23 protein-coding genes are annotated in these 26,927 nt (G+C 71.6%); 17 read left to right on the top strand and 6 right to left on the bottom strand.

The annotated features are described in order from the left end of the window. Window positions 1–56: 56 nt before the first annotated feature. From OIE67_RS35240 to OIE67_RS35225, 4 genes are read right to left on the bottom strand one after another with little or no spacing between them, the layout of a single operon-like run. Complete coding sequence (locus OIE67_RS35240) at window positions 57–974, bottom strand: amino acid ABC transporter permease (RefSeq protein WP_106235326.1); 918 nt, start codon at window positions 972–974, stop codon at window positions 57–59. Then, window positions 971–1,639, bottom strand: a complete 669-nt coding sequence (locus OIE67_RS35235; RefSeq protein WP_326628636.1) for an amino acid ABC transporter permease — start codon at window positions 1,637–1,639, stop codon at window positions 971–973. The genes OIE67_RS35240 and OIE67_RS35235 overlap by 4 nt, the downstream gene beginning before the upstream one ends. Before the next feature lie 58 nt (window positions 1,640–1,697). After that, complete coding sequence (locus OIE67_RS35230; RefSeq protein WP_106235330.1) at window positions 1,698–2,561, bottom strand: glutamate ABC transporter substrate-binding protein; 864 nt, start codon at window positions 2,559–2,561, stop codon at window positions 1,698–1,700. An 18-nt stretch (window positions 2,562–2,579) separates the two neighbouring features. Continuing rightward, entirely contained in the window at window positions 2,580–3,335 is a 756-nt protein-coding gene (locus OIE67_RS35225; protein ID WP_106235332.1) for an amino acid ABC transporter ATP-binding protein, read from the bottom strand. 137 nt (window positions 3,336–3,472) lie between these two features. Here OIE67_RS35225 and miaB point away from each other — a divergent pair, with 137 nt between their 5' ends. The 4 genes from miaB (at window position 3,473) to OIE67_RS35205 (ending at window position 8,278) form a co-directional block, all read left to right on the top strand. Further along, a complete protein-coding gene (gene miaB / locus OIE67_RS35220) occupies window positions 3,473–4,972 on the top strand; it encodes a tRNA (N6-isopentenyl adenosine(37)-C2)-methylthiotransferase MiaB (protein ID WP_106235334.1) in 1,500 nt (499 codons plus the stop codon). 993 nt (window positions 4,973–5,965) lie between these two features. Then, window positions 5,966–6,547 (top strand): hypothetical protein, encoded by a 582-nt coding sequence (locus OIE67_RS35215; RefSeq protein WP_326628632.1) that lies wholly within the window; start codon window positions 5,966–5,968, stop codon window positions 6,545–6,547. 170 nt (window positions 6,548–6,717) lie between these two features. Next, on the top strand, window positions 6,718–7,458 hold the full coding sequence (locus OIE67_RS35210) for an isocitrate lyase/PEP mutase family protein (protein ID WP_326628630.1): 741 nt from the start codon (window positions 6,718–6,720) through the stop codon (window positions 7,456–7,458). Window positions 7,459–7,624: 166 nt separating this feature from the next. Continuing rightward, the gene (locus tag OIE67_RS35205) at window positions 7,625–8,278 is read left to right on the top strand and encodes a class III extradiol ring-cleavage dioxygenase family protein (RefSeq protein WP_326628628.1); all 654 of its coding nucleotides are present in this window, start codon (window positions 7,625–7,627) and stop codon (window positions 8,276–8,278) included. Here OIE67_RS35205 and OIE67_RS35200 read toward each other — a convergent pair. Then, window positions 8,251–9,168, bottom strand: a complete 918-nt coding sequence (locus OIE67_RS35200; RefSeq protein WP_106235342.1) for a ribonuclease Z — start codon at window positions 9,166–9,168, stop codon at window positions 8,251–8,253. The genes OIE67_RS35205 and OIE67_RS35200 overlap by 28 nt on opposite strands. Between OIE67_RS35200 and OIE67_RS35195 the strand changes: the two genes are divergently transcribed. The 6 genes from OIE67_RS35195 to OIE67_RS35170 all read left to right on the top strand — a co-directional run bounded on the left by OIE67_RS35195 (window position 9,167) and on the right by OIE67_RS35170 (window position 15,385). Then, window positions 9,167–9,694, top strand: coding sequence for a methylated-DNA--[protein]-cysteine S-methyltransferase (locus OIE67_RS35195; protein ID WP_326628625.1), 528 nt, complete (start codon window positions 9,167–9,169; stop codon window positions 9,692–9,694). The genes OIE67_RS35200 and OIE67_RS35195 overlap by 2 nt on opposite strands. A gap of 13 nt (window positions 9,695–9,707) precedes the next feature. Further along, a complete protein-coding gene (gene miaA / locus OIE67_RS35190) occupies window positions 9,708–10,601 on the top strand; it encodes a tRNA (adenosine(37)-N6)-dimethylallyltransferase MiaA (protein ID WP_326628623.1) in 894 nt (297 codons plus the stop codon). A gap of 1 nt (window position 10,602) precedes the next feature. Then, the gene (gene dapF / locus OIE67_RS35185; protein WP_326628620.1) at window positions 10,603–11,415 is read left to right on the top strand and encodes a diaminopimelate epimerase; all 813 of its coding nucleotides are present in this window, start codon (window positions 10,603–10,605) and stop codon (window positions 11,413–11,415) included. Window positions 11,416–11,463: 48 nt separating this feature from the next. Beyond that, window positions 11,464–12,219, top strand: coding sequence for an SCO6745 family protein (locus OIE67_RS35180; RefSeq protein WP_326628617.1), 756 nt, complete (start codon window positions 11,464–11,466; stop codon window positions 12,217–12,219). A gap of 19 nt (window positions 12,220–12,238) precedes the next feature. Further along, on the top strand, window positions 12,239–14,515 hold the full coding sequence (locus OIE67_RS35175; protein ID WP_326628615.1) for a tetratricopeptide repeat protein: 2,277 nt from the start codon (window positions 12,239–12,241) through the stop codon (window positions 14,513–14,515). A 111-nt stretch (window positions 14,516–14,626) separates the two neighbouring features. Then, a complete protein-coding gene (locus OIE67_RS35170) occupies window positions 14,627–15,385 on the top strand; it encodes an SDR family NAD(P)-dependent oxidoreductase (protein WP_106235352.1) in 759 nt (252 codons plus the stop codon). 105 nt (window positions 15,386–15,490) lie between these two features. Here the strand turns inward: OIE67_RS35170 and OIE67_RS35165 are convergent, their stop codons facing one another. Continuing rightward, window positions 15,491–16,474 (bottom strand): winged helix-turn-helix transcriptional regulator, encoded by a 984-nt coding sequence (locus tag OIE67_RS35165; RefSeq protein ID WP_326628611.1) that lies wholly within the window; start codon window positions 16,472–16,474, stop codon window positions 15,491–15,493. Window positions 16,475–16,624: 150 nt separating this feature from the next. On the opposite strand from OIE67_RS35165, the gene OIE67_RS35160 reads away from it, so the two are divergent. From OIE67_RS35160 to OIE67_RS35130, 7 genes are all read left to right on the top strand, one after another. After that, window positions 16,625–19,075: a GcvT family protein gene (locus OIE67_RS35160; protein ID WP_326628609.1), complete on the top strand. Its 2,451-nt coding sequence runs from the start codon at window positions 16,625–16,627 to the stop codon at window positions 19,073–19,075. Next, window positions 19,072–20,274, top strand: a complete 1,203-nt coding sequence (locus tag OIE67_RS35155) for a sarcosine oxidase subunit beta family protein (protein ID WP_326628608.1) — start codon at window positions 19,072–19,074, stop codon at window positions 20,272–20,274. Before OIE67_RS35160 ends, OIE67_RS35155 begins: the two co-directional genes overlap by 4 nt. Beyond that, entirely contained in the window at window positions 20,274–20,516 is a 243-nt protein-coding gene (locus OIE67_RS35150) for a sarcosine oxidase subunit delta (protein ID WP_326628607.1), read from the top strand. Before OIE67_RS35155 ends, OIE67_RS35150 begins: the two co-directional genes overlap by 1 nt. Beyond that, complete coding sequence (locus OIE67_RS35145; protein WP_326628605.1) at window positions 20,513–23,812, top strand: 2Fe-2S iron-sulfur cluster-binding protein; 3,300 nt, start codon at window positions 20,513–20,515, stop codon at window positions 23,810–23,812. Before OIE67_RS35150 ends, OIE67_RS35145 begins: the two co-directional genes overlap by 4 nt. A 61-nt stretch (window positions 23,813–23,873) precedes the next feature. Beyond that, window positions 23,874–24,545, top strand: a complete 672-nt coding sequence (locus tag OIE67_RS35140; protein ID WP_326628603.1) for an HNH endonuclease family protein — start codon at window positions 23,874–23,876, stop codon at window positions 24,543–24,545. 57 nt (window positions 24,546–24,602) lie between these two features. After that, entirely contained in the window at window positions 24,603–25,367 is a 765-nt protein-coding gene (locus tag OIE67_RS35135; RefSeq protein WP_181307021.1) for an endonuclease/exonuclease/phosphatase family protein, read from the top strand. Window positions 25,368–25,470: 103 nt separating this feature from the next. Next, complete coding sequence (locus OIE67_RS35130) at window positions 25,471–26,922, top strand: hypothetical protein (protein WP_326628599.1); 1,452 nt, start codon at window positions 25,471–25,473, stop codon at window positions 26,920–26,922. Window positions 26,923–26,927 lie beyond the last annotated feature (5 nt).

Genomic DNA, 26,927 nt, shown 5'->3' with positions numbered 1-26,927 from the left:
GAGGGGCAGGGGAACCCGTCGGGGCGGCGAGCGCCAGCACGCCCGCCGCCCCGCGGTCATTCGAGGGGTTCGTCCGGCCCCAGGCCACCGCCCGCGGTGCCCTGGCCGGCGCCGATGCCGACCTCGGCCGATCCGGGCGCCGCGATCGGGGCGGCCGCCGTCTTGCGGCTGCGCCTGCTGCGCCGTTCCAGCTTGGTGGCCAGGTAACTCAGCGCCATGTTGAGCGCCACGTAGATGATGCCGATGACGATCGCCGCCGGGATCAGCGAGCCGAAGAAGCGGGCCGGCAGGATCTTGAAGCCGGTGTTGAGCAGGTCGACGTACGCGATGATGTAGCCGAGCGCGGTGTCCTTCAGCAGCACCACGAGCTGGCTGACGATCGCCGGCATCATCGCCGTGACGGCCTGCGGCAGCAGCACCAGCCGCAGCACCTGGTTCTTGCGCATGCCGACCGCGTAGGCGGCCTCCGACTGCCCCTTCGGCACGGCGTACACGCCGGCTCTGACGACCTCGGCCAGCACGGAGCCGTTGTAGAGGGTCAGGCCGAGCACGACCGCGAAGAAGGCGTAGTCGCCGCCGCCCAGGAGCATGGGCGCCAGGTAGAAGATGAAGAAGATCAGCAGCAGCAGCGGGATGGCCCGGAACACCTCGACCACCGCGCCGGCCGGGATCCGGACCCACGCGTGGTCGGAGAGCCTGGCCAGGCCGAAGATCGCGCCGAAGGCCAGCGCCAGCACCGCCGAGACGGCCGCCGCCTCCAGGGTGCCGATCAGACCGGGGATGATGTAGAACTCCCAGGTCTCCCACTGCAGGAACGGCTGCCAGATCTTGCCTTCGAACTGGCCCTTGGCGTCGAAGCCGCGGTAGACGCCGTACAGGACGGCGATGACGGCGACGACGCTGATCACCGTGAGCGCGTGGTTGCGGATCCGCCCGCGCGGGCCGGGAGCGTCGAACAGTACGGACGTGCTCATCGGGCCACCGCCAGACGTCGCGACAACCAGCCGGTGAAGAATCCGATGGGCATGGTCAGCACCATGAAGGCGACGACGATGCCGAGGAAGATCGGGATCGACGCGCCGGTCGTGTCGAAGGTGATCTTCATGACCGCCGCGGAGTCGGCGAGGAACCCGCCCGCGGTGGCCACCGTGGTGTTCTTGATCATGGCGATCATGACGCTGCCCAGCGGCGCGACGACCGCCCGGAACGCCTGGGGCAGGACGATCAGCGTCAGCGACTGCATGAACGTGAGCCCGATCGCCCTGGCCGCCTCCGCCTGGCCCATGTTCACGGTGTTGATGCCGGCGCGCAGCGCCTCGCACACGAAGGCCGCGGTGTAGACCGACAGGCCCATCGCCACGATCCAGAACGAGTTGGTCAGCGGCACGTCCGAGAACACCAGGCCGAGCTGGTCGCTCAAACCCAGCGCGGAGAACGCCAGCACCAGCGTGAGCGGGGTGTTACGCACCACGTTGACGTATATGGTGCCGGCCGCGCGAAGGACCGGCGTGGGTGAGACCCGCATCGCCACCAGAACCGTGCCGAGGATCAGGGAGACGACGGCCGCCACGAGGGACAGCTTGACGTTCTCCAGGAATCCCAGCCCGAGGTCAGGGGCGTATTTGATTAGTTCGTCCATCGTGCTCCACCGCATAGGACGGCGGCGGCCGGGTCACCGGCCGCCGCCTCTGGTGTGATCAGGCGCAACCCTCGGCCGGCGGCGCGGTCTCGGACAGCTTCAGCCCCTGGATGCCGCCGAACCACTTGTCCAGCAGCTGCTTCATGGTGCCGTTGTCCCACAGCTTCTTCACCGCGGTGTTGAGGGCCTCACACGTCTTGGTGTCGCCCTTCTTCAGGCCGATGCCGTACTTCTCGTCCGTGAAGCCCTGGCCCAGCACCTTGAAGTTGCCGCCCGCCTGCTTGGCGAAGCCCGCCAGGATCAGGTCGTCGGTGGTGACGGCGTCGAGGTTGCTGCCGGTCAGCTTCTGCACGCACTCGGAGTAGTTGCCGGCGTCGACGGTCGTCGCGTCGATGTCGAGCTCACCGTCCGGGGGCGGGTCGGTGATGCGCTTGTAGGAGTTGGAGCCCGCGGCCTTGCAGATCTTCTTGCCCTTGAGGTCCTGAGGGCTGTTGATCGAGGCGTCGTCCTTGCGGACCATCACGTCCTGGTGCGCCACGACGTAGGGGCCGCCGAAGGTCACCTTGCCCTTGCGCTCCTCCGTGATGGAGTAGGTGGCGAAGATGATGTCGACCGTGCCGTTCTGGAGGAACGGCTCGCGGTTGGACGAGGCCGACTCCTTCCACTCGATCTTCACGTCCTTGCCGCCGGCCACTTCCTTCAGCACGGCTTTGGCCACGTCGACGTCGAAGCCCTCAGGCTCGTTGCCCATCTTCAGGCCCAGGCTGGGCTGGTCCCACTTGGTGCCGACCACGATCGAGCCACCGCCCGCGATCTTGTCGGCCACGGTGGCGTACGACTCCCCGCCACCCCCGCCACAGGCGGTCAGGCCCGCGGCCAGAGCCGCCATGGAGAGCACTGCTCCCGTTCGACGCATGTGCATGTGTACCTGCCTCATTAGTCAGTGCGTGAGGATCTTCGAAAGGAAGTCTCGCGCCCGGTCCGTCTGCGCGTTGGTGAAGAACTCGTCAGGAGTGTTCTCCTCGACGATCTGCCCTTCGGCCATGAACACCACCCGGTTCGCGGCCCGGCGGGCGAACCCCATCTCGTGCGTGACGACCATCATGGTCATCCCGTCACGTGCCAGCCCGATCATGACATCGAGGACCTCTTGCACCATCTCGGGGTCGAGGGCGGAGGTCGGCTCGTCGAACAGGATCATTTTCGGGTCCATGGCCAGTGCTCTGGCGATCGCCACACGTTGTTGCTGACCGCCGGAGAGCTGGGCCGGATATTTGTCCGCCTGCGCGGCGATGCCCACTCTTTCGAGCAGTTCCATCGCCCGCTGGTTGGCGGCGTCCCTGGCCTTGCCGCGCACCTTCATCGGGCCGAGCGTGACGTTTTCCCTGATGGTCTTGTGGGCGAACAAGTTGAACGACTGGAAGACCATTCCGACGTCGGAACGCAGCCTGGCCAACGCCTTGCCCTCGTCGGGCAGAACCTGGCCGTCAAATATGATCTTTCCGTCGTTGATCGTCTCCAGCCGGTTGATCGTGCGGCAGAGCGTCGACTTCCCGCCGCCCGAGGGGCCGATGACGACCAGGACCTCGCCACGAGAGACGGTCAAGTTGATGTTCTTCAGGACATGCAGCGTCCCGAAGTGCTTGTTGACGTTCTCCAACTGCACAAGTGGAGTGGCGTCGCCGTTCTCCGTCATGGAGTAAAACGTAGAGGGCGTTAGAACGCTGTGCACTAACCGAGCGGTACCGATCCGATCACATCATGCCATCAAGCTGGCCTTTTAGATCGGTACGGACAGTCCCAAGGCCGATACCGACTACCCTTGAACATGCCATGACTGTGACTCAGGAGGGCGCCCGCACCTACGAAGTGCGCACATACGGGTGCCAGATGAACGTCCACGACTCCGAGCGGCTGTCAGGCCTGCTGGAGGACGCCGGCTACGTGGCCGCTCCCGACGGGGAGGCGGCCGACGTGGTCGTGTTCAACACGTGCGCCGTGCGGGAGAACGCCGACAACCGCCTCTACGGCAACCTCGGCCACCTCAGACCGGCCAAGGTGAGCAATCCGCGCATGCAGATCGCCGTCGGCGGCTGCCTGGCGCAGAAGGACCAGGGCGAGATCGTCCGCAAGGCGCCGTGGGTCGACGTCGTGTTCGGCACGCACAACATCGGCTCGCTGCCGGTGCTGCTGGAGCGGGCCCGCGTCGAGGGCGAGGCGCAGGTCGAGCTGAAGGAGTCGCTCGAGGTCTTCCCCTCGACGCTGCCCACCAAGCGTGAGTCCGCCTACGCCGCCTGGGTGTCGGTCTCGGTCGGCTGCAACAACACCTGCACGTTCTGCATCGTGCCGTCGCTGCGCGGCAAGGAGAAGGACCGCCGCCCCGGCGACGTCCTCGCCGAGGTCAGGACGCTGGTGGAGCAGGGCGTGCTGGAGGTCACCCTGCTGGGCCAGAACGTCAACACCTACGGCGTGGAGTTCGGCGACCGGCTGGCCTTCGGCAAGCTGCTGCGCGCCTGCGGCGACATCGACGGGCTCGAACGGGTCCGCTTCACCTCGCCGCACCCCGCCGCGTTCACCGACGACGTGATCGCCGCGATGGCGGAGACGCCCAACGTCATGCACCAGCTGCACATGCCGCTGCAGTCGGGCTCCGACCGGGTGCTGCGGGCGATGCGGCGCTCCTACCGGGCCGAGCGCTACCTCGGCATCATCGAGCGTGTACGCGCCGCGATGCCCGACGCGGCCATCTCCACCGACATCATCGTCGGCTTCCCCGGCGAGACCGAGGAGGACTTCCAGGCGACCCTCGACGTCGTCCGGCAGAGCCGCTTCGCCAACGCCTTCACCTTCCAGTACTCCATCCGCCCCGGCACTCCGGCGGCCACGATGGCGGACCAGGTGCCCAAGGAGGTCGTCCAGGAGCGCTACGAGCGGCTGGTGGCGCTGCAGGAGGAGATCTCTTGGGAGGAGAACAAGAAGCAGGTCGGGCGGACGCTCGAGGTGCTGGTGGCCGAGGGCGAGGGGCGTAAGGACGAAGTCACCCGCCGGCTGTCGGGGCGCGCGGCGGACAACCGGCTCGTGCACTTCGCGGTGGGTGAGGAGACGCCGCGGCCCGGTGACATGGTGACGGTCGAGGTGACGTACGCGGCGCCGCACCACCTGGTGGCCGACGGGGCCGTGTTGGGGCTGCGGCGGACCAGGGCGGGCGACGCCTGGGAGGCCCGCCAGGGCGGCGGGAGCGCCGCGGGCGGCTCGGGAGTGCTGCTCGGCATGCCCACCGTCGGCCGCCCCGCACCGCTGCCGACCTCGTCAGGTGCCTGCTCGGCGCACTGACGACGGCCGGGCGGCCCGTGCTGTCGCGCGTCTTGTTCGGGCCTGTTCGATGCGCTGACCTTACTGCTGTTCGGAGGGCGGCCCCGGTTCATCCGGGGCCGCCCTCCGTCGTGCCGGGGTCATCGGGTGAGGCGGTTGAGCATGTCGTAGCAGGGGCGGCGGCGGAAGTCGTGCATGGTGGCGCAGGGGTCGGGGCCCGCGCGGCCCGGCGGCGCCGGCCGGGACGGCGGACGGGACGGTGGCGGTGCGAGCGGCCGTGATGACGGGGGCGGAGCCGGGCTGGTCGCCAGGGGTGGCGTGGCAGGGCTGCCGGGTGCCGGATGTTCCTCAGGAGGCACCTGTGGGGTGGCGCGCGGGGCGGGGCGTCCTCCCGGGGGCCGTTCACCGTCGCGTCCCGGCCGGTGCGGGCGGGTGTCCCCGGCTGTGGGCGAGGCCGGCGGGCCGGCCGTCGCCGAGGGGAGGAGCGGCAGGTCCGTGCCCACGGGCGGCAGGTTCACACCCACAGGTGGGAGATTCGTCCCCCAGGGCGGCAGGCTCGCGTAAGGGGGCGGGACGGTCTCGATCCACGGAGGCGTCAGCGGGCCGAGCATGACGTCGGCGGGCTGGGCCGTGGGGAATTGGAGCGTTCCAGTCATGGGCGCCACCGACGGTGGAATGACGGTCGCCGTGGGTGGCGTGTTCGATGCCGAGAGTGGTGTCGATCTTGGGGAAAGCGGGGTTTCCTGATCCATTTCCTGAGGTGTTTGCGGTGACGGTTCCTTACTGTTAGTGAATGCCAGGAATATCCCCAGCGCCGCTGTGACGAGTACCCCCGCGGCTCCGGCCACGGGTGCCAGGTTGGCGCGGCTACCTGGGCTAATGGATCTAAGGGGGGACAAGTCGTGATTCCTTTGTGATTGTTGTGCGAGCATTCCGTCGTTGCGGCTAGTGTGGTCCATCACCCGCGGAAGCCGGCGAGCTTTCCCCGATACGACCGCAGGGAGCTGTAACGCCATGCAAGATCCGATCGAGGCGGATCGCCAGGAGATCCTCGCCGGGCCGGGAGACACCCGCCTGGAAAACAGGGCCTCGGGAAACAGACGACCGAAGCAGAAGAGCAACAAGACCCTTCTCATCGCCGGTTCGGCGCTCATCGCCGTGCTCGTGGCCGGTGGCGCCGGCTACATGCTGGCCTCGAACCCCGGCGGGAGCGCCCAGCAGGGCGGCGGCAACCCCGCGACCTCTCAGAGTGCTGAGGCGAACGAGGATCCCGCCGGCGACGACGACGCCACGGCGGGCGACGTCACCGCCGACTCTCCCGAGGACGACCGTACCGGCGACGCTCCCGAGGACGACGGCAGCATGGGCGACGTCGCGGCCGGGGTCCCGGACGGCGGCGACCAGGCCGATACGGGCGACACGACGGGCGGCACGGGCAGCGACTCCGCCAAGACCGGTACCAGCAAGAAGCCCGCGACGACGGCTCCCACCAAGTCGCCGCAGTCCTCGGGCCGCGGCACCCCCTCCGACGCCGACAGCCCGGCGGACGGCCCCGGCGGCCTCGTCCCCGGCCAGTGCTCGAAGAGCGGCTGCTGAGCACGTCCTGACGACGGGCTCGACGTTGCACGGCAGGGTGGGCTCATGACGACAGGGCCCTGACGGCGGGTGGCAAGGAACCCTTCGTGACGGCGGGGTCCGAAGTGGCTTGCCGATTATGAGGTGTACTGGTACTTCGGAGAAGCCACCGTTGTCCGTAGGGTCGGAGTATGACGACTGACGACGCGTCCGAGCTGCGTGCCCTGCACGTGCCCGGAGACCCTTTGGTGCTGCCCAACGTCTGGGACGCCGCCTCCGCCCGCGCCGTGCAGGCGGCCGGGTTCCCCGCGGTCGCCACCGGCAGCGCCGCGGTCGCGCGGGTGCTCGGTTACGAGGACGGTGAACGTACGCCCGTCGGGGAGATGATGGCGGCCATCGCCCGGGTGGTCAGGGCCGTGGACCGGCCCGTCACGGCGGACGTCGAGCGCGGGTACGGACTCAAGCCCGCCGAGCTGGCCGAGCGGCTGCTCGCGACCGGGGCGGTGGGCTGCAACCTGGAGGACTCCCGGCCGGGCGGCGGCGAGATGGTGGATCCGGACGAGCAGGCCGCGTTCCTGGCCGAGGTGCGGGCGGCGGCCGGCGACGGGCTGGTGATCAACGCGCGGGTGGACCTCTACCTGCGCAGACGGGCGACGCGCGAGGAGGCGCTGGAACGCGGACGGCGCTACCTGGAGGCGGGGGCCGACTGCGTGTACCCGATCGGGCTGACCGACGCGGACGAGATCCGAGCCCTGGTCGACGGTCTGGGCGGGCCGGTCAACGTGCTGTTCAGGCCGGGGGTCATCGGGCTGGGCGCGCTGGCCGGGCTGGGGGTGGCCAGGATCAGCTTCGGCAGCGGTCTGCACCAGGCCTCCCAGACGTACACCGAGAGCCTGCTCACCGAGATACACGCGGGCCGCGACCCCTTCTGACGGCGGGGACCGCGACCGTACGACGCCAGGCGTCGCGCCCGAGGGCCGCGGCCCGTACTGACGGCAGGGCCGCGACCGTACGACGCCAGGCGTCGCGCCCCAGGGCCACGTACTGACGGCAGGGGCCGTGCCGGGTGACAGAGGGGGCGGACGTACGCTTGCGCTCGTGCTTGTCGCCGCGGCCGTGTGCCCGCTCACCCCGCTGGTCGTCCTGGGGATGCCCGACCTCCGCTCCGCCTGCCACACCGCGATCGCCACACTGCGCGACGCGCGGCCCGACGCGCTGATCGTGGTGGGCGGCGCGCCGGCCACCGGCGCGTACGACGGCGACGCCGTGGGCAGCCTGCGCCCCTGGGGCCCGGACCTCGCGGCGGGCCGGGGCGAGCCGGTGCTGCCGCTGTCGCTGACCGTCGCCCGCCTGCTGCTGGGGGAGCACGCCCCCGACTCCTTCCAGTCGGTGGCCTGGGACGCCCCTGGCGAGGACTGCGCGAAGCTCGGCGCGCAACTGGCCGATCGCGCGGGCAGGGTGGCGCTGCTGGTCATGGCCGACGGCTCGGCCTGCCTCAGCCCGAAGGCCCCGGGCAGGTACGACGAGGCGGCCGGCCCCTGTAACGACCGCATCGCCCAGGCCATCGACGCCGGCGACCCCGCCCCCTTGGCCGCCCTCGATCCCGAGGAGGCCGACAGGCTGTGGGTGAGCGGCCGGGCCGCCTTCCAGGTGCTGGCGGGCGCGGCGGACGGGCGGGAGTTCGCGGGCCGGCTGCTGATGGCGACGGCCCCGTACGGGGTCGGCTATCTCGTCGGGACGTGGACGGCCTGACGCTTCGGTACCGGGATCCGCATCAGGTCGCGGGCCGTCACCACCTCGCCGTCGAAGTTGCGCCGCACCTCCGCGACGAAGCGGGGTTCGTCGTCGAAGCCGTACCGTTCGGAGAAGTGCGTGAGCACCAGCCTGCGCGCCCCCGCGTCCGCCGCCACCACCCCGGCCTCGAACGCCGTCAGGTGCCCGTACTCCTTGGCCAGCGCGCTCTCCGCCGACAGGAACGTGGACTCGATCACCAGCAGGTCGACCCCGTAGGCCAGCTCGAAGACCGCGTCGCAGAGCCGGGTGTCCATGATGAACGCCACGCTCTGCCCCGGTTTGGGGACGCTGCACTCGGCCAGGGTGACGCCGCGCACGGAGCCGGTGCGCTGGAGCTCGCCGATGTCGGGGCCGCGGATGCCGTGGGCGGCCAGCTTGTCGGGCAGCATGCGGCGGCCGGGCGGCTCCTGGACGCGGTAGCCGTACGACTCGACGGGGTGGGACAGGCGGCGCGCGATGAGCGGGCCGACGCCGGAGAGGTCGCCGGTGAGCGGATGTTCGGCGATGACCGGGGTGTCGGCGAACGCGGCGGCGTGGCGGAGCCGGCGCCAGTAGGTCTGGCCGGAGGCGGGGAAGACGGCGCGCACCGGATGGCGTACTTTGTCGCGTGCGATGCGCTGGACGACGCCGGGGACGCCCAGGCAGTGGTCGCCGTGGAAGTGGGTCACGCAGAGCCAGTGGACGTCGTTGGCGCTCAGGCCGGCGTGCACCATCTGCCGCTGCGTGCCCTCGCCCGGGTCGAACAGGAAACCCTGGCCGTCCCAGCGCAGCAGGTAGCCGTTGTGGTTACGGTGTCGGGTAGGAACGGCGCTGGACGTGCCCAGCACCACGAGCTCACGTGAGGACATGATGACCGCCAACGAGGAGACGGTCGCCTTCGCCGAGGTGGAGACGCCGGTGGGGCCCTTTGTGCTGGCCGTCACCGAGACCGGGCTCGTCGCGTCGGGCTGGGGCTCCCGTGCCCTGGTGGCCGGCCGGCTCGCCCTGGCTGAGGTTCATGATGCGGATCGTACGGCCTTCGCCGTCGCCGAGCTGAATGCTTATTTCGCCGGTGAGCTGAAGCGGTTCGAGACGCCGATCGACTGGCGGCTGATGTCCGGCTCGCGGCTGCGGGTGCTGCGCGCCCTGCACGGGATCCCGTACGGGAGCGCCGTCACCTACGGCGAGCTGGCCACGCTCAGCGGCTCCAGCGTGCCCGCCCGCGGCATCGGCTCGATCATGGGCTCCAACCCGATCCCCATCGTGGTGCCCTGCCACCGGGTCGTCGCGGCGGGCAACGGGCTGGGCGGCTTCAGCGGCGGCGAGGGCGTGGAGACCAAGCGGTGGCTGCTGACCCACGAGGGTTATCTGCAGCCGACGCTGCTCGATCTCTAGCAGACTTGTCGCCGTGCGCCAGCAGCCAGTCATCGCCGTCGTGGGTCCCACGGCCGCAGGAAAGTCCGATCTCGCCGTCGACCTCGCCCTCCGGCTGGGCGGCGAGTGCGTCAACGCCGACTCCATGCAGCTCTACCGGGGCATGGACATCGGCACGGCCAAGCTCACCGAGGCCGAGCGGCGGGGGGTCCCGCACCATCTGCTGGACATCTGGGACGTGACGGTCACGGCCAGCGTGGCCGAATACCAGGAGCTGGCCAGGGCCGTCTTCGACGCCGTCGAGGTGCCGGTGCTGGTCGGCGGAAGCGGCCTGTACGTACGCGCCGCCATCGACGAGCTGGAGTTCCCCGGCACCGACCCGCAGATCAGGGCCCGGCTGGAGGAGGAGCTGGCCGAGCGCGGCCCCGCCCCCCTCTACGAGCGCCTGCGCGAGCGTGACCCGGCCGCCGCGGCGGCCATCCTGGCCAGCAACGGCCGGCGCATCGTGCGTGCGCTGGAGGTGATCGAGCTGTCCGGCCGCCCGTTCTCGGCCACCATGCCGTCCTACGACGCGGTCTACCCGAGCGTGCAGATCGGGCTGGAGGTGCCCAGGCCGGTGCTGGACGAGCGGATCGAGCTCAGGGTCGCCCGGATGTGGCAGGCGGGGCTGGTCGACGAGGTGCGAGCGCTGCTCGGCCAGGGGCTGGCCGAAGGGCGCACGGCCGGGCGGGCGCTCGGTTACGCGCAGGTCATCCGCTTTCTCACCGGCGAGTGGAGCGAGGAGCAGGCGATGACCGAGACGGTCAGGCTGACCAGGCGCTTCGCCCGGCGGCAGGAGTCGTGGTTCCGCAGGGACCCGCGGGTGCGCTGGCTGCCGTACGACGCCCCCGACATCCTTGAGCGATCTCTGGCGCTAATAAACTCCTAGCATGCGCTTTCTCAAGGGGCACGGCACCGAGAACGATTTCGTCATCCTGCCTGATCCCGACGGGGTGGTCGACGTGTCGGCCACACTCGTCGCCAGGATCTGCGACAGGAGAGCCGGCCTCGGCGCCGACGGGGTGCTCCGGGTGGTGCGCACGAAGCAGAGCGACGAGGTCGCCGACCAGGCCGCGGCCGCCGAGTGGTTCATGGACTACCGCAACGCCGACGGCAGCATGGCGGAGATGTGCGGCAACGGCGTGCGGGTGTTCGCCCGCTACCTGGTCGACACCGGCGCCGTGAGCGCCCAGGAGTTCGAGATCGCGACGCGGGGCGGCCTGCGGCGGGTCCGCGTCGAGCCGAACGGCGACATCACGGTCGACATGGGCAAGCCCGTGGTCTCCGGCGAGAGCGTGGCCTCCGTGGGCGGCCAGGAATACACCGGGCTCCGCGTCGACATGGGCAACCCCCACCTGGCCTGCGCCATCGGCGACCCCGTCGTCCAGCTCGACCTCACCCACCAGCCGGGCTTCGACACCGGCGTCTTCCCCGCCGGGGTCAACATCGAGCTGTTCAACCCGGTCGGCACCAGCCGCGCGGTCATGCGCGTCTTCGAGCGCGGCTCCGGCGAGACCCGCTCCTGCGGCACCGGCGCGGTGGCCACCGCCGTGGCCGCGGCCAACCTGTCGGGCGACACGACCGGCACGTGGACGATCGAGGTGCTGGGCGGCACGCTGACGGTGACCCTCGACGAGGAGACCAGTTATCTGTCCGGTCCCGCGGCCATCGTCGCCAGCGGCGAACTCATGCTTGCAGAATGATGTTCTGGTAGGGGATGCTGGGTTCACTTCACGGACTGAGGGGTGGACATGGCTGACCCACGCACCACCGCGGCAGAGGTCAAGACGCCGATCGGCCGGCTCGGCGGCGGTTTCATGATCTCCAGAGAGGCCAAGGCGCTCTGCGAGGAGCACGGCCTCGCCCCGCGCGAGCTGTACTTCAGGGGCCGCTGCGGCGTCCTCGGCGAGTGCGAGGCCGACGTCGTCACCTCGGTCGCCGTCTTCTTCCCCTCCCAGCACGTCGAGCCGAACTGGAACGGCGGCCGCAAGCTCGCGGCCGAGCACGCCGTCGAGCTCTACGCGCAGGCGTGCCAGGCCTGGGGCCGGCGCAACCTGGGCGGTTACGGCGGCTGCGCCAGGATCGCCGAGCTGCTGCAGCCGGTCGTCGAGCAGGCCTCGTCCGTGGGCGCGCCGCTGTTCGCGGGGTGGCGGGCCGTCCCGCTGCCCGGCGACCCGCCGGCCAGGGCCGCCCAGCTCATGCACGTCGTACGCGAGCTGCGCGGCGGTCTGCACGCCAACGCCGTGATCGCGGCAGGGCTGCACCCGCTGGACGCCACCCTGGCCGCCGACCACCGCGGCGCCCCGCTCGGGAAGTCGGCCGGCGAGGCGATCGCCAGGTTCTTCGAGTGGCCGGAGCCGTACGCCACGCCCGGCCCGGAACTCGTCGCCCGCCGCGCCGCCGTCGAGGAGAAGACGGACGAACTCATGGCGCCCGCGTTTTCGGTCCTCACCGACGGCGAATCGGACGAGCTGATCGAGCTTCTGCGTTTTGGGGACGCTCGTTGACCTGGCAGACTGACTCCCCATGGACGTGGACATCTGGGCCTGGGTCGGCGATACCCAGCAGCAGCTTTCCGAGGCGGGCAACGTTGGCCTCGCCATGGCGCTGGGAGACCTCCCCGCACAGGCCTATGAGGGCCGATATCCGCAGCTCGACGTGATGGCCCCGGCCATCGCGCAGCAGGCCGAGACCCTGGAGCTGCCCTGGCTCGAGTTCTACGCCCGCTACTGGCACCTGGTCGGCCGGATCGGCGACCGGGCCCAGGGGGCGGTGGCCCTGGCCGACGTGGAGCAGCTGCTCGCGTTCGCCCAGCGCGAAGACGTGCGTGACTGCCCCGCCACCCCGGCCGCCGTCGAGGCGCTGGCCATCGTGTGGGCCAACACCGACGGCCCCGGCTACGCGGCCCAGCGCCTGGAGACGCTGGCCGCCGCGCTCGAGGGCATGAGCCCCGAGCGGCCCGGCTTCACCGGCCTGATCACCCAGTACGTCGCCGCGCTGGTCGACGCGGGCAAGCCGGGCGAGGCCGTCACCTACGCCGAGTCCGCCGTCGAGCGGCTGGGGACGGCCGGGCGTGAGGCCAGCTGGGAGCTGGGCGCGGAGAGCGCCCGCGCGCTGCTGGCCGCCGGCCGCGCGGAGGACGCGCTGACCGCGCTCCAGGCCGCGGCCGGGTTCCAGGCCGACGACCCGGTGGCCAAGGAGCACCGCGACGGCGTGCGCCGGGCGCTCATCCTGGCCACCCTCGGCCGCACCGCCGAGGCCGTCGACGCCCTGCCCGACCTCGACGTGGTGGGCGACCACCCGCGCGTGTGGGTCGAGTGGGCCCACGCCGTCAACAAGCTGGCGAGCTCCGCGCAGATCACCAACACCTGGCAGCTCGGCCGCGTCCTGCGCCAGTGGACCGACTACTTCGGCATGATGGGCGGCTACCGCGCCCGGGTCGATCTGGCCCTGGTCGCGGGCGAGCTGGCCATCGCCAGGCAGGGCGTCTGGCAGGCCAGGCTGCTGGCCGACGTGGCCGAGTCCGGCACCGCCGAGCTGCGCGAGACCGGCGACCTGGCCGAGCGGATCGCCGCGCTGCGGACCGCCGCCGAGGCCGCCACCGAGCCCACGCCGCCGGGTCCGCCGGCCGAGCGGGTCGGCCTGTTCGACGCCGCCGACGGCTTCAACGCCGACCCGGAGAAGTGGGTGGGCTGGCTCGCGCCGCTGTCCGGCGAGGACATCGAGGCGACCCGCCGCCACACCACCACCCTGGGCTTCCTCGGCTACCCCGCCACCGGCGCCGACATCTACTGGAAGCTGCTCGTCGACACCGGCGACATCTCCACCGCCGACCCCGAGGACGTGGCCTACCTGACCACGCTGCTCATCGAGGCCCGCCAGGACGAGCGGCTGGAGCAGATGGCCGGGCTGCTGCCCCACGCGGCGCAATACCTCGCGCTGGCCCGGCTGCACAGCGCCCGCGAGCGCTGGCAGGAGACGGTCGAGGCGGGCGAGCACGCCCTCGCGGCCGGGGCTGGGCTCGACGCCCGCCGCCTGCTGTCCGGCGCGGCCCAGCAGCTCGACCAGAACGCCAGGGCCGCCGAGGTGCTGCTGGAGGTGCTCGACGAGCTGGCCGAGGAGGACGTCTGGCGCATGATCGTCATGGCCACCTCGGCCGAGGACTGGGAGACCGTGCGCAAGGGCGCGGCCAAGATCGGCATGCCGGTCAAGTCCAAGGAGGGCCCGATCGAGGAGGAGATGGGCCTCATCAGGCTCATCCTGCCCGCCCCCGACGGCGGCCAGCGCCAGGTGCTGTCCATCCGCACCGGCCCCGCCACCGCCAGGCTGGCCCTGCCGCAGCCGCGCGGCATGGACTACAACGCCGGCGACCTGGTCGTGTTCGACCCGCAGCTGCTGGAGCCCGTCCCCGACGACCCGGAGGAGCAGCAGAACTTCGTGCCGCCGTTCGGCGCGGTGCGCATCCTGCGGCCCGGTGGCTACACCAGCTACTTCTTCGACGGCGCCGCGCCGAGCGAGGAGGACTGGGCCGAGTTCACCGAGGTCATGGCCGAGCGCGGCTGGCCGATGTGGGTCTACAGCGACGAAAACTACACCGTCACCCACCCGACCAGCAGCGAGTCGCTGCCGGGCGTCTTCGGCTGGGTCGCGGTGCCGCCCGACGTGTCGCCCAACGAGGTCGACGCGCTGCTCGACGACGCCACCGAGCGGTGGGTGCATCCGCTGGCCTGGCTCGACCTGGCCCGCGAGATCGACGTCGAGGTCGAGCGGCACGAGCGCATCGTCAAGGAATACGGCCTGTAACAACCGCTGCCGCCGGGCCGGCCGGGGGTTCGTTCGGCGACGGCCGGGTCACCGGTCTCGTCGGACGACCGCCCGCCGGGCGGGGTTTCGTTCCGAGAGGCGAGGTGTGACGTGCTGGAGCGCTTCCGGCTCGACGGCAAGGTGGCGATCGTCACCGGGGCCTCCTCCGGCCTCGGCGTGGCCTTCGCCCGGGGCCTGGCGGAGGCGGGCGCCGACGTGGTGATCGGCGCCCGGCGGGCGGAGCGGCTGGAGGAGACGCGCAAGCTGGTCGAGGAGACCGGCCGCGCGTGCCTGGCCGTCCAGACCGACGTGGCCCGGCCGGAAGACTGCGACCGGCTGGTGGCCGCGGCCGTCGAGGGCCTGGGCCGGGTCGACGTGCTGATCAACAACGCCGGCGTCGGCACGGCCGTGCCCGCGCTGCGCGAGACGCCCGAGGAGTTCCGCCAGGTCGTCGACGTCAACCTGCACGGCACCTACTGGATGGCGCAGGCGTGCGCGCGGGTCATGCGGCCCGGCTCGTCGATCGTCAACATCGGCAGCGTGCTCGGTGAGACCACCGCCGGGCTGCCGCAGGCCGCCTACAGTGCCTCCAAGGCGGCGGTCAACGGGCTCACCCGCGACCTGGCCCAGCAGTGGACCGGGCGGCGCGGCATCCGGGTCAACTGCCTGGAGCCGGGCTTCTTCGCCTCGGAGATGACCGAGCAGTACCCGCCCGGCTACCTGGAGCGGATGACGGAGCAACGGGTGGTCATGGGGCGGCCGGGGGATCCGGCCGAGTTGGTGGCGGCCGCGGTGTTCCTGGCCGGTGACGCGGCCTCGTACATCACCGGGGTGACGCTGGCGGTGGACGGCGGGATCCTGATCACCTAGCCCGGCAGGTCGGGCTGGGCGGCGGGACGCTGATCGCTCAGTCGAGCAGGTTGCGGTGGGCGGCGGATCGCTCAGTCGAGCAGGTTGCGGTGGGCGGCGGATCGCTCAGTCGAGCAGGTCCTGCTGGGCGGCCAGGAAGCCGGCGTGGAAGCGGGTCCTGGCGCCCAGGCGTTCGCACAGCACCTGGACGCGGCGCTGGACCGTGCGCGGGCTCAGCCCGAGCTGCCTGGCGATGGCGTCGTCCTTCATGCCGGCGGCCAGCAGGGTGAGCACCTCGGCGTCGGACGCCTGCGGCCACGCCTCCGGTTCGAGGGTCTCGGCCGACAGGCGCAGCGGCACGGCGGCCCGCCACAGCGTCTCGAACAGCCCCACCAGGGCGTCGAGCAGCGCCGACGGGTGCACCACGAGCGCGCTCTCCACGGCCCGGTCCTCGTCGGAGACCAGCGGCAGGATGGCGGTGCGGGCGTCGGCGATGGCCAGCTTGACCGGGACCTGCCCGAGTCTGGCCTGCTCGCCGTCGGCGATGGCGCGGCGGGTGTGGGCCAGCATGCCGGGGTGCTCGAAGGCCAGCGGGCTGTAGATGCCGCGGGTGGGCGCGCCCTGGCGGGCCGCGCGGCGGCGGTTCTCCCTGTCGTCGCTGACGTCCACCGCGTACGGCGGATGCACCAGCACCAGCATCTCCCGCGTGGCGTTGCGTTCGAGCTGGAGGTAGCGCCTGGCCACGGCGTCGCGCCCGCTGACCACCTCCAGCACCTCCTCGGGGTGCGGCCCGCCGCGGTCGGCGACCTCGGTGGCCAGCAGCGCGGCGGCGGCACGGCTGTGGGTGAGCTCCTCCTGGCGGCGCGCGACGAGGATGTCGATGGCGACGTTCGGGGGCGTGGAGACCAGCCGCAGCGGCCGTCCGGCGACCCGGGAGATCAGCCCGAGGTCTTCGAGCCGGGGCAGCATGCGGCGGATGGCGGCGGCGGAGGTGCCGGTCTCGGCGGCGAGCTCGCTCAGCGTGGCGGGCCCGTGCCTGAGCAGGGCCCGGTACGAGTTCTCCTCGGCGACGGTGACGCCGAGCCCTTCGAGTAAGCGCCGCTGCGCCATGTCACCTCTTTCCTGACCTGCCATGATCCGAATAAAGAGTATGGGGGTCGTCCCCGGCGGTGAAGGGGCCCTTGTTCGCGAGGACGCTGGGATCTATGTTCGTTGCGTAGTCCGGGACATGTTGCGCATTAAGGAACAACCGGAGGCGTCATGAGTCGGCCCCGTCTGGTGATCGTGGGGGCGGGCATCGTCGGCTGCGCTCTCGCCGACGAGCTCACCGAGCGGGGGTGGACCGACGTCACCGTGCTCGAACAGGGCCCCCTCTTCGCCGCCGGCGGCTCCAGCTCCCACGCGCCCGGCCTGGTCTTCCAGACCAACCCGTCGAAGACCATGACCGAGTTCGCCGCCTACACCGTGCGCAAGTACACCGAACTCGGCGAGCACTGCTTCCGCCAGGTCGGCGGCCTGGAGGTGGCCACCACCCCGGAACGCCGGCACGACCTGCACCGCAAGCACGGCTGGGCCGAGTCGTGGGGCGTGGAGGCGCGCCTGCTCGACACCGCCGAGTGCCTGGAGCTGTGGCCGTCGCTCGATCCCGGCAAGGTGCTCGGCGGGTTCCACGTGCCGGGCGACGGGCTCGCGGCGGCGGTCGCGTGCGGGCAGACGCAGGCGGAACGGGCCATGGAACGCGGGGCCAGGTTCCTGCCCGGGCACACCGTGGTCGGCGTCGAGCAGCGCGGCGGCCGGGTCACCGGGGTCGCGGTGGCGAGCGGTGGCGAGTACCGTACGATCCCGGCCGACGTGGTGGTGTGCGCGGCCGGCTTCTGGGGCCCCTCGATCGGGAAGATGGCCGGGCTGAGCGTGCCGCTGCTGCCCCTGGCCCACCAGTACGCCAAGTCGGGCCCGCTGAAACTGGGCGAGGAGGGCCCGATCCTGCGGCACCAGGACCGCGACCTGTACTTCCGCCGGCACGGCGACCGCATCGGCATCGGCTCCTACGCCCACCGCCCCATGCCGGTCACCCAGGACGAGATCGGCTCCAGGTCCACCACGATGCCGTCGGTGCAGGCGTTCACCGAGGAGGACTTCGACCCCGCCTGGCGCGACGCGGTCGAGCTGCTGCCCGTGCTGGCCGAGTCCAAGTACGAGGACGGCATCAACGGGATCTTCTCCTTCACCCCCGACGGCTTCCCGCTGATCGGCGAGGCGCCGCACCTCGACGGGTTCTGGCTGGCCGAGGCGGTCTGGGTGACGCACTCGGCCGGGGTGGCGCGGGCGCTGGCCGAGGTGCTGGTGGACGGGCACTCCCGGATCGACCTGCACGAGTGCGAGCTCAACCGGTTCGAGCAGGTCCAGCTCTCGCCCGCGTTCGTCGAGGAGCGCGGCAGGCAGAACTTCGTCGAGGTCTACGACATCATCCATCCGCTGCAGCCGATGGAGTCGCCCCGGCCGCTGCGGACCAGCCCGTTCCATCCGCGGCAGCGGGAGCTCGGCGCCTTCTTCCTGGAGGGGGCGGGGTGGGAGCGGCCGCACTGGTTCGAGGCGAACGTGCCGCTGCTGGAGGACCTGGTCCGCCGGCGCCGGGAGGAGTACGCCGAGGTGCCGGAGGAGTCGCGGAGTGCGGCCGTCGAGCCGGTGCTGGGGGCGGCGCAGCGGGACGAGTGGGCGAGCCGTTACTGGTCGCCGATCGCCGCGGCGGAGTCGTACGCCACCCGGGAGTCCGTCGCGCTCTACGACATGACCCCGCTCAAGCGGCTTGAGGTGAGCGGGCCGGGCGCGGCGGCGTTCCTGCAGCGGATGACCACCAACAACGTGGACAAGAAGCCCGGCTCCGTCACCTACACGCTGCTGCTGGACGTCAAGGGCGGCATCCGGTCCGACCTCACCGTGGCCCGGCTGGACGAGGACACGTTCCAGGTCGGCGCGAACGGCAACCTCGACCTCGACTGGCTGTCCGGGCACGCGCCGGGCGGCGTGCGGGTGCGCGACCTGACGCCCGGCACCTGCTGTGTCGGCGTGTGGGGGCCGCGGGCCAGGGAGCTGGTGCAGGGCCTGACCGACATGGACCTGTCGCACAAGGGCTTTCGCTACTTCGGCTGCAAGTCCGGATATGTCGGGCAGGTGCCGGTGCTCGCGCTGCGCGTCTCGTACGTGGGCGAGCTGGGCTGGGAGCTCTACACCACGGCCGACATGGGGCTCAAGCTCTGGGACACGCTGTGGGCGCCGGGGCTGGCCGTCGCCGCCGGCCGGGCCGCGTTCAACAGCCTGCGGCTGGAGAAGGGATACCGGCTCTGGGGCGTCGACATGACGACCGAGCACAACCCGTACGAGGCGGGGCTGGCCTTCGCGGTCAAGGACGACAAGGACTTCGTCGGCCGCGACGCCCTCACCAAGGACGTGAGCCGCAAGCTGGTGCCGCTGCTCTGCACCGAGGTCGTCCTGGGCAAGGAGCCGGTGAAGCATGCCGGACGCACGGTCGGCCATGTCACCAGCGCCGCCTACGGGCACACCGTCCAGCGCCCCATCGCCTACGCCTGGCTGCCGATCGACCTGACCGAGCCGGGGACCCACGTGGACATCTCCTACTTCGGCCGCCGCGTGCCCGCGGTGGTCGCCGCCGAGCCGCTGTACGACCCCGGGATGGAGAAGATCAGGCGTTGACCCACCCCGACTTCCTCTGGCGCAACCCCGACCCGAAGCCCGCCTACGACGTGGTGATCGTGGGCGGCGGCGGGCACGGCCTGGCCACCGCCTACTACCTGGCCAGGAACCACGGCATCACGAACGTCGCCGTCCTGGAGCGCGGCTGGCTGGCCGGCGGGAACATGGCCCGCAACACCACGATCATCCGCTCCAACTACCTGTGGGACGAGAGCGCCGCGATCTACGAGCACTCGCTGAAACTGTGGGAGGGGTTGAGCGCGGAGCTGGACTACGACCTGCAGTTCAGTCAGCGAGGGGTGCTCAACCTGGCCCACAGCCTCGGCGACGTGCGCGAGGGCAGGCGCAGGGTGAACGCCAACCGGCTCAATGGCGTGGACGCCGAGTGGCTGGACGCCGACGAGGTCAGGAAGTTCTGCCCGATCATCAACGTCTCCGGCAGCGCCCGCTACCCGGTCATGGGGGCCACCCTGCAGCGGCGGGGGGGCATCGCCAAGCACGACCACGTCGCATGGGCGCTGGCCCGCAAGGCGGACGCGTACGGGATCGACCTCATCCAGGGATGCGAGGTCACCGGGTTCGAGCTGAGCGGCGGCCGGGTGACCGGCGTGCGGACCTCGCGCGGCCCGATCGCGGCCGGCAAGGTCGCGCTGGCGGCGGCCGGGCACACCTCGGTGCTCGCCGCGCTGGCCGGCGTCCGGCTGCCGTTGCAGTCGCACCCGCTCCAGGCGCTGGTGTCGGAGCTGCTGGAGCCGGTGCTCGACTGCGTGGTCATGTCGAACGCGGTGCACGTCTACGTCAGCCAGGCGCACAAGGGGGAGCTGGTCATGGGGGCGGGCATCGACGCGTACAACTCCTACGGGCAGCGCGGCGGCGTGCACGTGATCGAGGCGCAGATGGCGGCGGCGCTGGAGCTGTTCCCGCTGTTCAGCCGGGTACGCGTGCTGCGCACCTGGGCCGGCATCGTGGACGTCTCACCCGATGCCTCGCCGATCATCGGCCCAACCCCCGTCGAGAACCTGTACGTCAACGCCGGCTGGGGCACCGGCGGCTTCAAGGCCACCCCGGGCGCGGGCTGGGTGTACGCCCACACGATCGCCGAAGAACAACCCCATCCGCTGGCCGAGCCGTTCGGGCTGGACCGGTTCACCACGGGGGCGCTCATCGACGAGCACGGCGCGGCGGCGGTGGCCCACTGATGCTGCTCATCGACTGCCCCCACTGCGGGCCCCGCGACGAGAACGAGTACCACTACGGCGGCCAGGCCGGCATCCCCTACCCGCTCGGCGAGACCACCGACGAGGAGTGGGCCGCCTTCGTCTTCCTGCGCGACAACCCCAAGGGCTGGTTCCGCGAGCGGTGGTTCCACGTGCACGGCTGCCGGACCTGGTTCGACGTCGAGCGGCACACCGTCACTCACGAGGTGAGGAAGGCGCGATGAGGTTCACCTTCGACGGCCGCCCCATGGAGGGCGAGCCGGGTGACACGCTGGCCGCCGCGCTCCTGCGGGGCGGGGTCCGGATCGTCGGCCGCAGCGTCGAGCTGGGCCGGCCGCGCGGCGTCTTCACCGCCGGACCAGAGGAGCCGAACGCGCTGGTCCGGGTGGGCGCCGATCCGATGCTGGCGGCCACGACCGTGGAGCTGTACGACGGGCTGGAGGCGTGGAGCCTGCGCGGCAAGGGGCGGGTGGACGTCAGCGCCGCTTCCGATGCTGGGGACGGGCGTCGCTGTGACAAGGGTTACCTGCACTGCGACGTGCTCGTGGTCGGGGGCGGGCCCGCCGGGCTGGCCGCCGCCACGGCGGCCGGGCTGGCCGGCGCGCGGGTGATCCTCATGGACGACCAGCCCCGGCTGGGCGGCGACCTGCTGAACTCCAGGACGCTCCTGGACGGCCGGCCCGCGACGGACTGGGTGGACGCGCTCGACCTGCCGGGCCGGGTGCTGACCAGGACGACCGCCATCGGCTACTACGACCACAACTACGTGGTGGCCGTCGAGCGGCGGGCGCGCGGCGAGCGGCTGTGGCACGTCAGGGCGCGGCGGGTGGTGCTGGCGACGGGCGCGCACGAGCGCTCGCTCGCCTTCCCCGGCAACGACCGGCCCGGCGTCATGCTGGCCTCGGCCGCCCGCGCCTACGCCAACCGGTACGGGGTGACACCCTGGCGGCGGGCGGTGGTGTTCGCGTGCACGGACTCCGGCCACGAGGCGGCGCGGGACCTGGCGGCGGCCGGTGTGGAGATCGCGGAGATCGTCGATCCCCGTGTGGACGGGCAGGTGGTCACCGGCACGACGGGCGACGCGGAAGGCGTGCTGAACGGCGTCCAGGTGGGCGCGCGGCACGTCGAGGCGGACCTGCTGGCGGTGGCCGGCGGCTGGAACCCCGCTGTGTACCTGTTCAGCCAGTCGCAGGGCCGGGTCAGGTTCGACGAGGACCTCCAGGCGTTCGTCCCCGGCACATCGGCGCAGGCGGAACGGTCGGCGGGGGCGTGCGCGGGCCGCTACGGCACCCGTGAGGCCATCGCGGACGGCTACGCGGCCGGCACCGAGGCCGCCCGGGCCGCCCGCGCAGCCCGAGCCGCAGGCGCCGCGCAGGCCCGGACAGGCGAGGCCGGGGTCGATGCGACGGCCTCCGGGATGACGGACCGTGATGCGGCCTCCGGGATGACGGGCCGCGATGCGACGGGTCCCGGTGCGGCGGAGCCGGGTGCGGCCGGGTTGCGGGTGCCCGAGTGTGACGAGCGGCCGCTCGATAGGCCGGCCGTGTTGTGGGTGGTCGAAGGGAGCTCGCACGAGCCCGCCTTCGCGGATCTGCACCGGGACGTCACCGTGGCCGACCTCGCCAGGGCGACCGGTGCCGGGATGCGCTCGGTGGAGCACGTCAAGCGTTACACCACCGCGGGCACCGGCGCCGACCAGGGCAAGACGTCGGGCGCGGTCGTCGTCGGCGTCATGTCGGCCCTTCTCGGCGCGGCTCCCGGCCAGGTCGGCACCACGACGTTCCGGCCGCCGTACACGCCGGTGTCCTTCGCCACCCTGGCCGGACGTGACCGGGGCGAGCTGTCCGACCCGGTCAGGACGACCGCGATGCACGACGCGCATGTCGCCAGGGGCGCGGTGTTCGAGGACGTCGGCCAGTGGAAGCGCCCGTGGTACTTCCCGCAGGACGGCGAGCCGATGGAGGCCGCCGTGCGGCGGGAGTGCCACGCCGCCCGCACCGCCGTGGCCGCGATGGACGCCTCCACCCTCGGCAAGATCGACATCAGGGGCGCGGACGCGGGCGTGTTCCTCGACCTGATCTACACGAACCTGTACTCCACCCTCGCCGTCGGCGCCTGCCGCTACGGGCTGATGTGCGGGGCCGACGGGATGGTGTTCGACGACGGCACCACGACCCGGCTGGCCGAGGACCACTACCTCATGACCACGACCACGGGCAACGCCGCCGCCGTGCTCGACTGGCTGGAGGAGTGGCACCAGACCGAGTGGCCGGGCATGGACGTGTCGTTCACGTCGGTCACCGACCACTGGGCGACCGTGGCCGTGGCGGGGCCGCACGCCAGACGGGTCATCGCGGCTGTCGCGCCGGGGGCGGTGGAGCTGCCGTTCATGCGCTACGCGGCCACGGACGTGCTCGGCGTGCCGGGGCGGGTGTTCAGGATCAGCTTCTCGGGCGAGCTGGCGTACGAGGTGAACGTGCCCTGGGCGTACGGGCGGGCGCTGTGGGAGGCGGTGCTGGCGGCCGGGGCGGTGCCGTACGGGACCGAGACCATGCACGTGCTGCGGGCGGAGAAGGGGTTCGCGATCGTCGGGCAGGAGACCGACGGCACCGTCACCCCGCAGGACCTCGGCATGGCGTGGATCGTCTCCCGGCGCAAGCCGGAGTTCGTCGGCCGGCGCTCGCACCTCCGTCCCGACACCGCGCGCGAGGACCGCAAGCGCCTGATCGGCCTGCTGCCCGACGATCCGGGGGCCCGGCTGGAGGAGGGCGCGCAACTCGTCGCGGCCGGGCGGCCGGTGGAGGGCCCGGTGGAGGACCGGGCGGAGGGCTCAGCGGAGGGCCGGGTGGAGGGCCCGGTGATGGGCATGGTGCCCATGCTCGGCCACGTCACCTCGGCCTATCACAGCGCGGCGCTGGGACGGACGTTCGGGCTGGCGCTGGCCAGGGGCGTCGGGCCGGGAGACCGGCTCACCGCCGTGTCCGGGGGAGTGGCGCAGCCGGTGACCGTCGTGGAGCCCGTCTTCTACGACCCGGACAACGCCCGCCGCGACGGTGAGCCTCTGCCTGACGGCCGTCCGGCGCGGGTGCGGGAGGCGCGGGCCGAGAGCCCGGCGGCCGGGTTCGCCGCGCGGTTCGAGGCCGTGAGCGGGCCCGCCCTGAGCGTGCGGGAGGTGCCGTTCGAGCCGATGTGGGAGGTACGCGGGCAGGATCCGGGCGTGGGGCTGCGGCTGGGCCCGTCCTGGTGGCTCGTGTCCGGAGATATCGTGCCTCGTGATGGCTGGGTGGACGTCTCGGGCCAGCGCACGATCCTGGAGCTGACCGGCCCCAGGGCGGAGGACGTCCTCATCACCGGGTGCCCCCTCGATCTGGAGACGCTCCCCGGCCACACCCAGACCCTGCTCGGCAAGACGTCGGTCGTCCTGGAGCGGCGCGGCCCCGGCGACTACCGCGTCTACGTCAGGTCGTCCTTCACCCGCTACCTCGCGGAGTGGCTGCTAGACGCTATTAGCGCGTTATAACTCTTTAATCGGGCATTACCTAGACTTTAGGGAATAGTTGACCGAAGTCTGGGGAGCGGGCGTGCGAGTTCGGGCGTTCATGGCCGGTCTGGCCACAGTGGCGATGCTGGCCGGTTGCGGCGGGCTGGAAGCGCAGTCGTCGGGAGGCGGCAAGAGCTCGAAGACGGACTCGGCCGCGATCGCCGACGCCCGCGACAAGCTGGCCAAGCTGGACGTCAAGGGCCGCGCGCCCAAGACGGGCTTCGACCGCGACGAGTTCGGCCCGGCCTGGTCCGACGTCGATCACAACGGCTGCGACACCCGTAACGACATCCTCAAGCGCGACCTGGAGGACGAGACGTTCAAGTCGGGCACTCACGACTGCATCGTGCTCACCGGCACGCTCGACGACCCGTACAGCGGCAAGACGATCAAGTTCAAGCGCGGCCAGAGCACCAGCACGGCCGTCCAGATCGATCACCTGATCCCGCTGTCGGACGCCTGGCAGAAGGGCGCGCAGCAGTGGACGGACGCCAAGCGCAAGGAGTTCGCCAACGACCCGATGAACCTCATGGCCGTGGACGGCCCGCTGAACGGACAGAAGAGCGACTCCGACGCCGCCACCTGGCTGCCGCCGCGCAAGGCCTACCGGTGCACCTACATCGCCAAGCAGATCGACGTGAAGGCGAAGTACAAGCTGTGGGTGACCTCGGCGGAGAAGGACGCTATGAAGGGCATCCTGGACAGCTGCTGACTTCACGAGAAAGGCTACGTAAGATCACGAAATATGCGAGTGACTCAGCGTAGCCAGGTGACCGTCGCGTTAGTCCTCATCGCCACCGCCCTCCCGACCGTCCAGAGCGCTCAGGCCAGGGCCGTCAACGTCGTCGTCCTCGACTGGAACATCCACGGCGAGGACGCCGACATGAAGGCCATCGCCAAGGTGGTCAAGGACAGCGGGGCGAACGTCGTCACGCTCCAGGAGATCCACCGCCGGCCCGGCGCCGACCAGGTCCGCGAACTGGCCGACGCGCTCGGCTGGGACATCACGGCCAACGCCCACTTCGGCGCGGGCGACGACGTCGGGCCCTGTGACGATCCGCAACCGGGCAAGGCGGGCAACGCGATCCTGTCGTCGTACCGGATCGCCGAACGGGTGACGCTGCCGCTGTCGAACTTCGCCACCTGCCCCGTCAACCGCTCCATGGCCGGCGTCAAGCTCGACCTCGGCGGCGGCGCGCAGGTCAGGGTGTTCACCACGCACCTGTCGCCCGGTCTGTCGGCGACCTCGGTCAGCCGCCGCGAGGCCCAGGCCGCCAAGGTGCTCGCCTACTTCGGCACCAGGACCGGCGTGATCCTCACCGGCGACTTCAACGCGCCGCCTGGCGACGCGCTGTCCAAGCGGTTCGTGAGCGCCGGCTGGACGGACACCGGCGCCAGGTACGCCAACAAGCCCACCCACGGCGACGCCCGCATCGACTACGTCTACACCCGGGGGATCACGACGACCAGCGGGTCTGTGCTGCCGTCCACCCTGTCCGACCACCGCCCGCTGGTCATGAGGATGGTCCGCTGACCCCGCCCCACCGCTGACGTCCCGCCGATGAAGTCCCGCTGATTCCGACCTCCGTGGTGATGTCGCTGCGAATCGGCGCCCATCTGGTTTTCATCCGCCTGTCATGGAGCCTGACGCGGGCCTGCGCCAGGCTCGGGGCAGGCGGTCCTTCGATCTGGATGGGCAGGTCATGTTCGGGGCAGGCGAGGCGGGCTGGGCGGCACAAGGAGCCGGCGACGCGACGGTGGCGGCACTGCGTGACGTCGCCGGGGCGGACCTCTACCGGCGCAACGCGTTCCGGATCACCGGAGTCTCCACGTACGCGAACCGGCGCGCCGTACGGGAGCGCAGGCAGCGCGTCGGCACCGCGCTCCAGGTGGGCGCGGACCTCGACCTCGGTCACGCGCTGCCCGTCGGGCCCGGCGAGGTGCGCGCCGCCTTCGACCGGCTGCTCGACGACCCCCGCAGAAGGCTGGTCGACGAGCTGTTCTGGCTCTGGGACACCGACGACGCCACCTGCGCGTGCGTCAAGTCCCTGCACGCCGACCACGACGAGGCGGTACGCGCCCACTGCGCCGCGCTCGACCGGGAGGCCGACGACCCCGGGCCGATCGATCCCGAGCTGAAGAGGCTGTGGGAGTCGGCCGCCGAGTCCTGGCAGGCCGTCCTGCGCCGGGCCGCGTTCTGGGACCACGTCCGCCGCCGGGTCGCCGCGCTGGACGACCGGCAGCTCGACGAGTCCGCCGTGGACGGGCTGCGCCAGGAGTTCGCGACCGCGCTGCTGCGGCCGATCACCGACCTGGCCGGCCGGAACCAGCGGGACCAGGCGCGCCTCGCGAGTCTGGCCCGCCGCTGGCCGGCGCCGTCGGTCGCGATCGACGACCAGTTGGAGACGGTGGCCGCACCGCGCTACGAGGCGGCGCGCACGGGCCTGGCGACGGCGAACGACCGGCTGCAGGAGGGCGACACAGCGCTGGCGGCCGCGACGGTCTACACGGACGTGCTGCCTGAGCTCCGCCGACTGGACATCGTGGTGCCCCGCGACCGGCACCGCCGCACCGCCGGCGTGCATAACGACACCGCGATCCTGCTCAACAACTGCGCCATGATCCTGATGGAGCACACCGGGCCCGCGTCGGAGGCGACGGCGCGCAAATGGCTGACCACGGCTCTCGACCTGAGCTCCGACTCGTTCACCAAGGACGCCATCGAGCTGAACGAGCAGCAGGTGATCGAGCTCGTGGACACCTTCAACCGGATCACGTACGAGGCCGAGTCCCTGAAGGCCGGCTACGGGCCGGCCGTGGCCGACAGGTTCCTGCTGGAGCTCAGGCAGCAGGCGGCCGGCACGCCGGGCGAGGCGATGATCGACAAGCTGCGCCGCGACCTCGGCACCGACCGGGGCGGGTACGCGGCCGTGGCGGCTCCCCGGCGGCGGCGCACCGGGCTCAAGCTCGCCTTCTGGGCGGTCCTGGTGGCGGGCGGGATCTTCCTGCTGAACCAGTGCTCGGCCGGCTCCTCCGACACCGCGGCCCCCGCCGTCGGGCGCCCGGCCGCCGCGGCACAGAGCTGGTGAGGCGG

It is taken from the genome of Nonomuraea fuscirosea (assembly GCF_035917475.1).
In the GTDB taxonomy this organism is placed as follows: domain Bacteria; phylum Actinomycetota; class Actinomycetes; order Streptosporangiales; family Streptosporangiaceae; genus Nonomuraea; species Nonomuraea fuscirosea.
The sequence above is the reverse complement of the archived record's forward strand: the minus strand, read 5'-3'. Positions and strand labels throughout refer to the sequence as shown.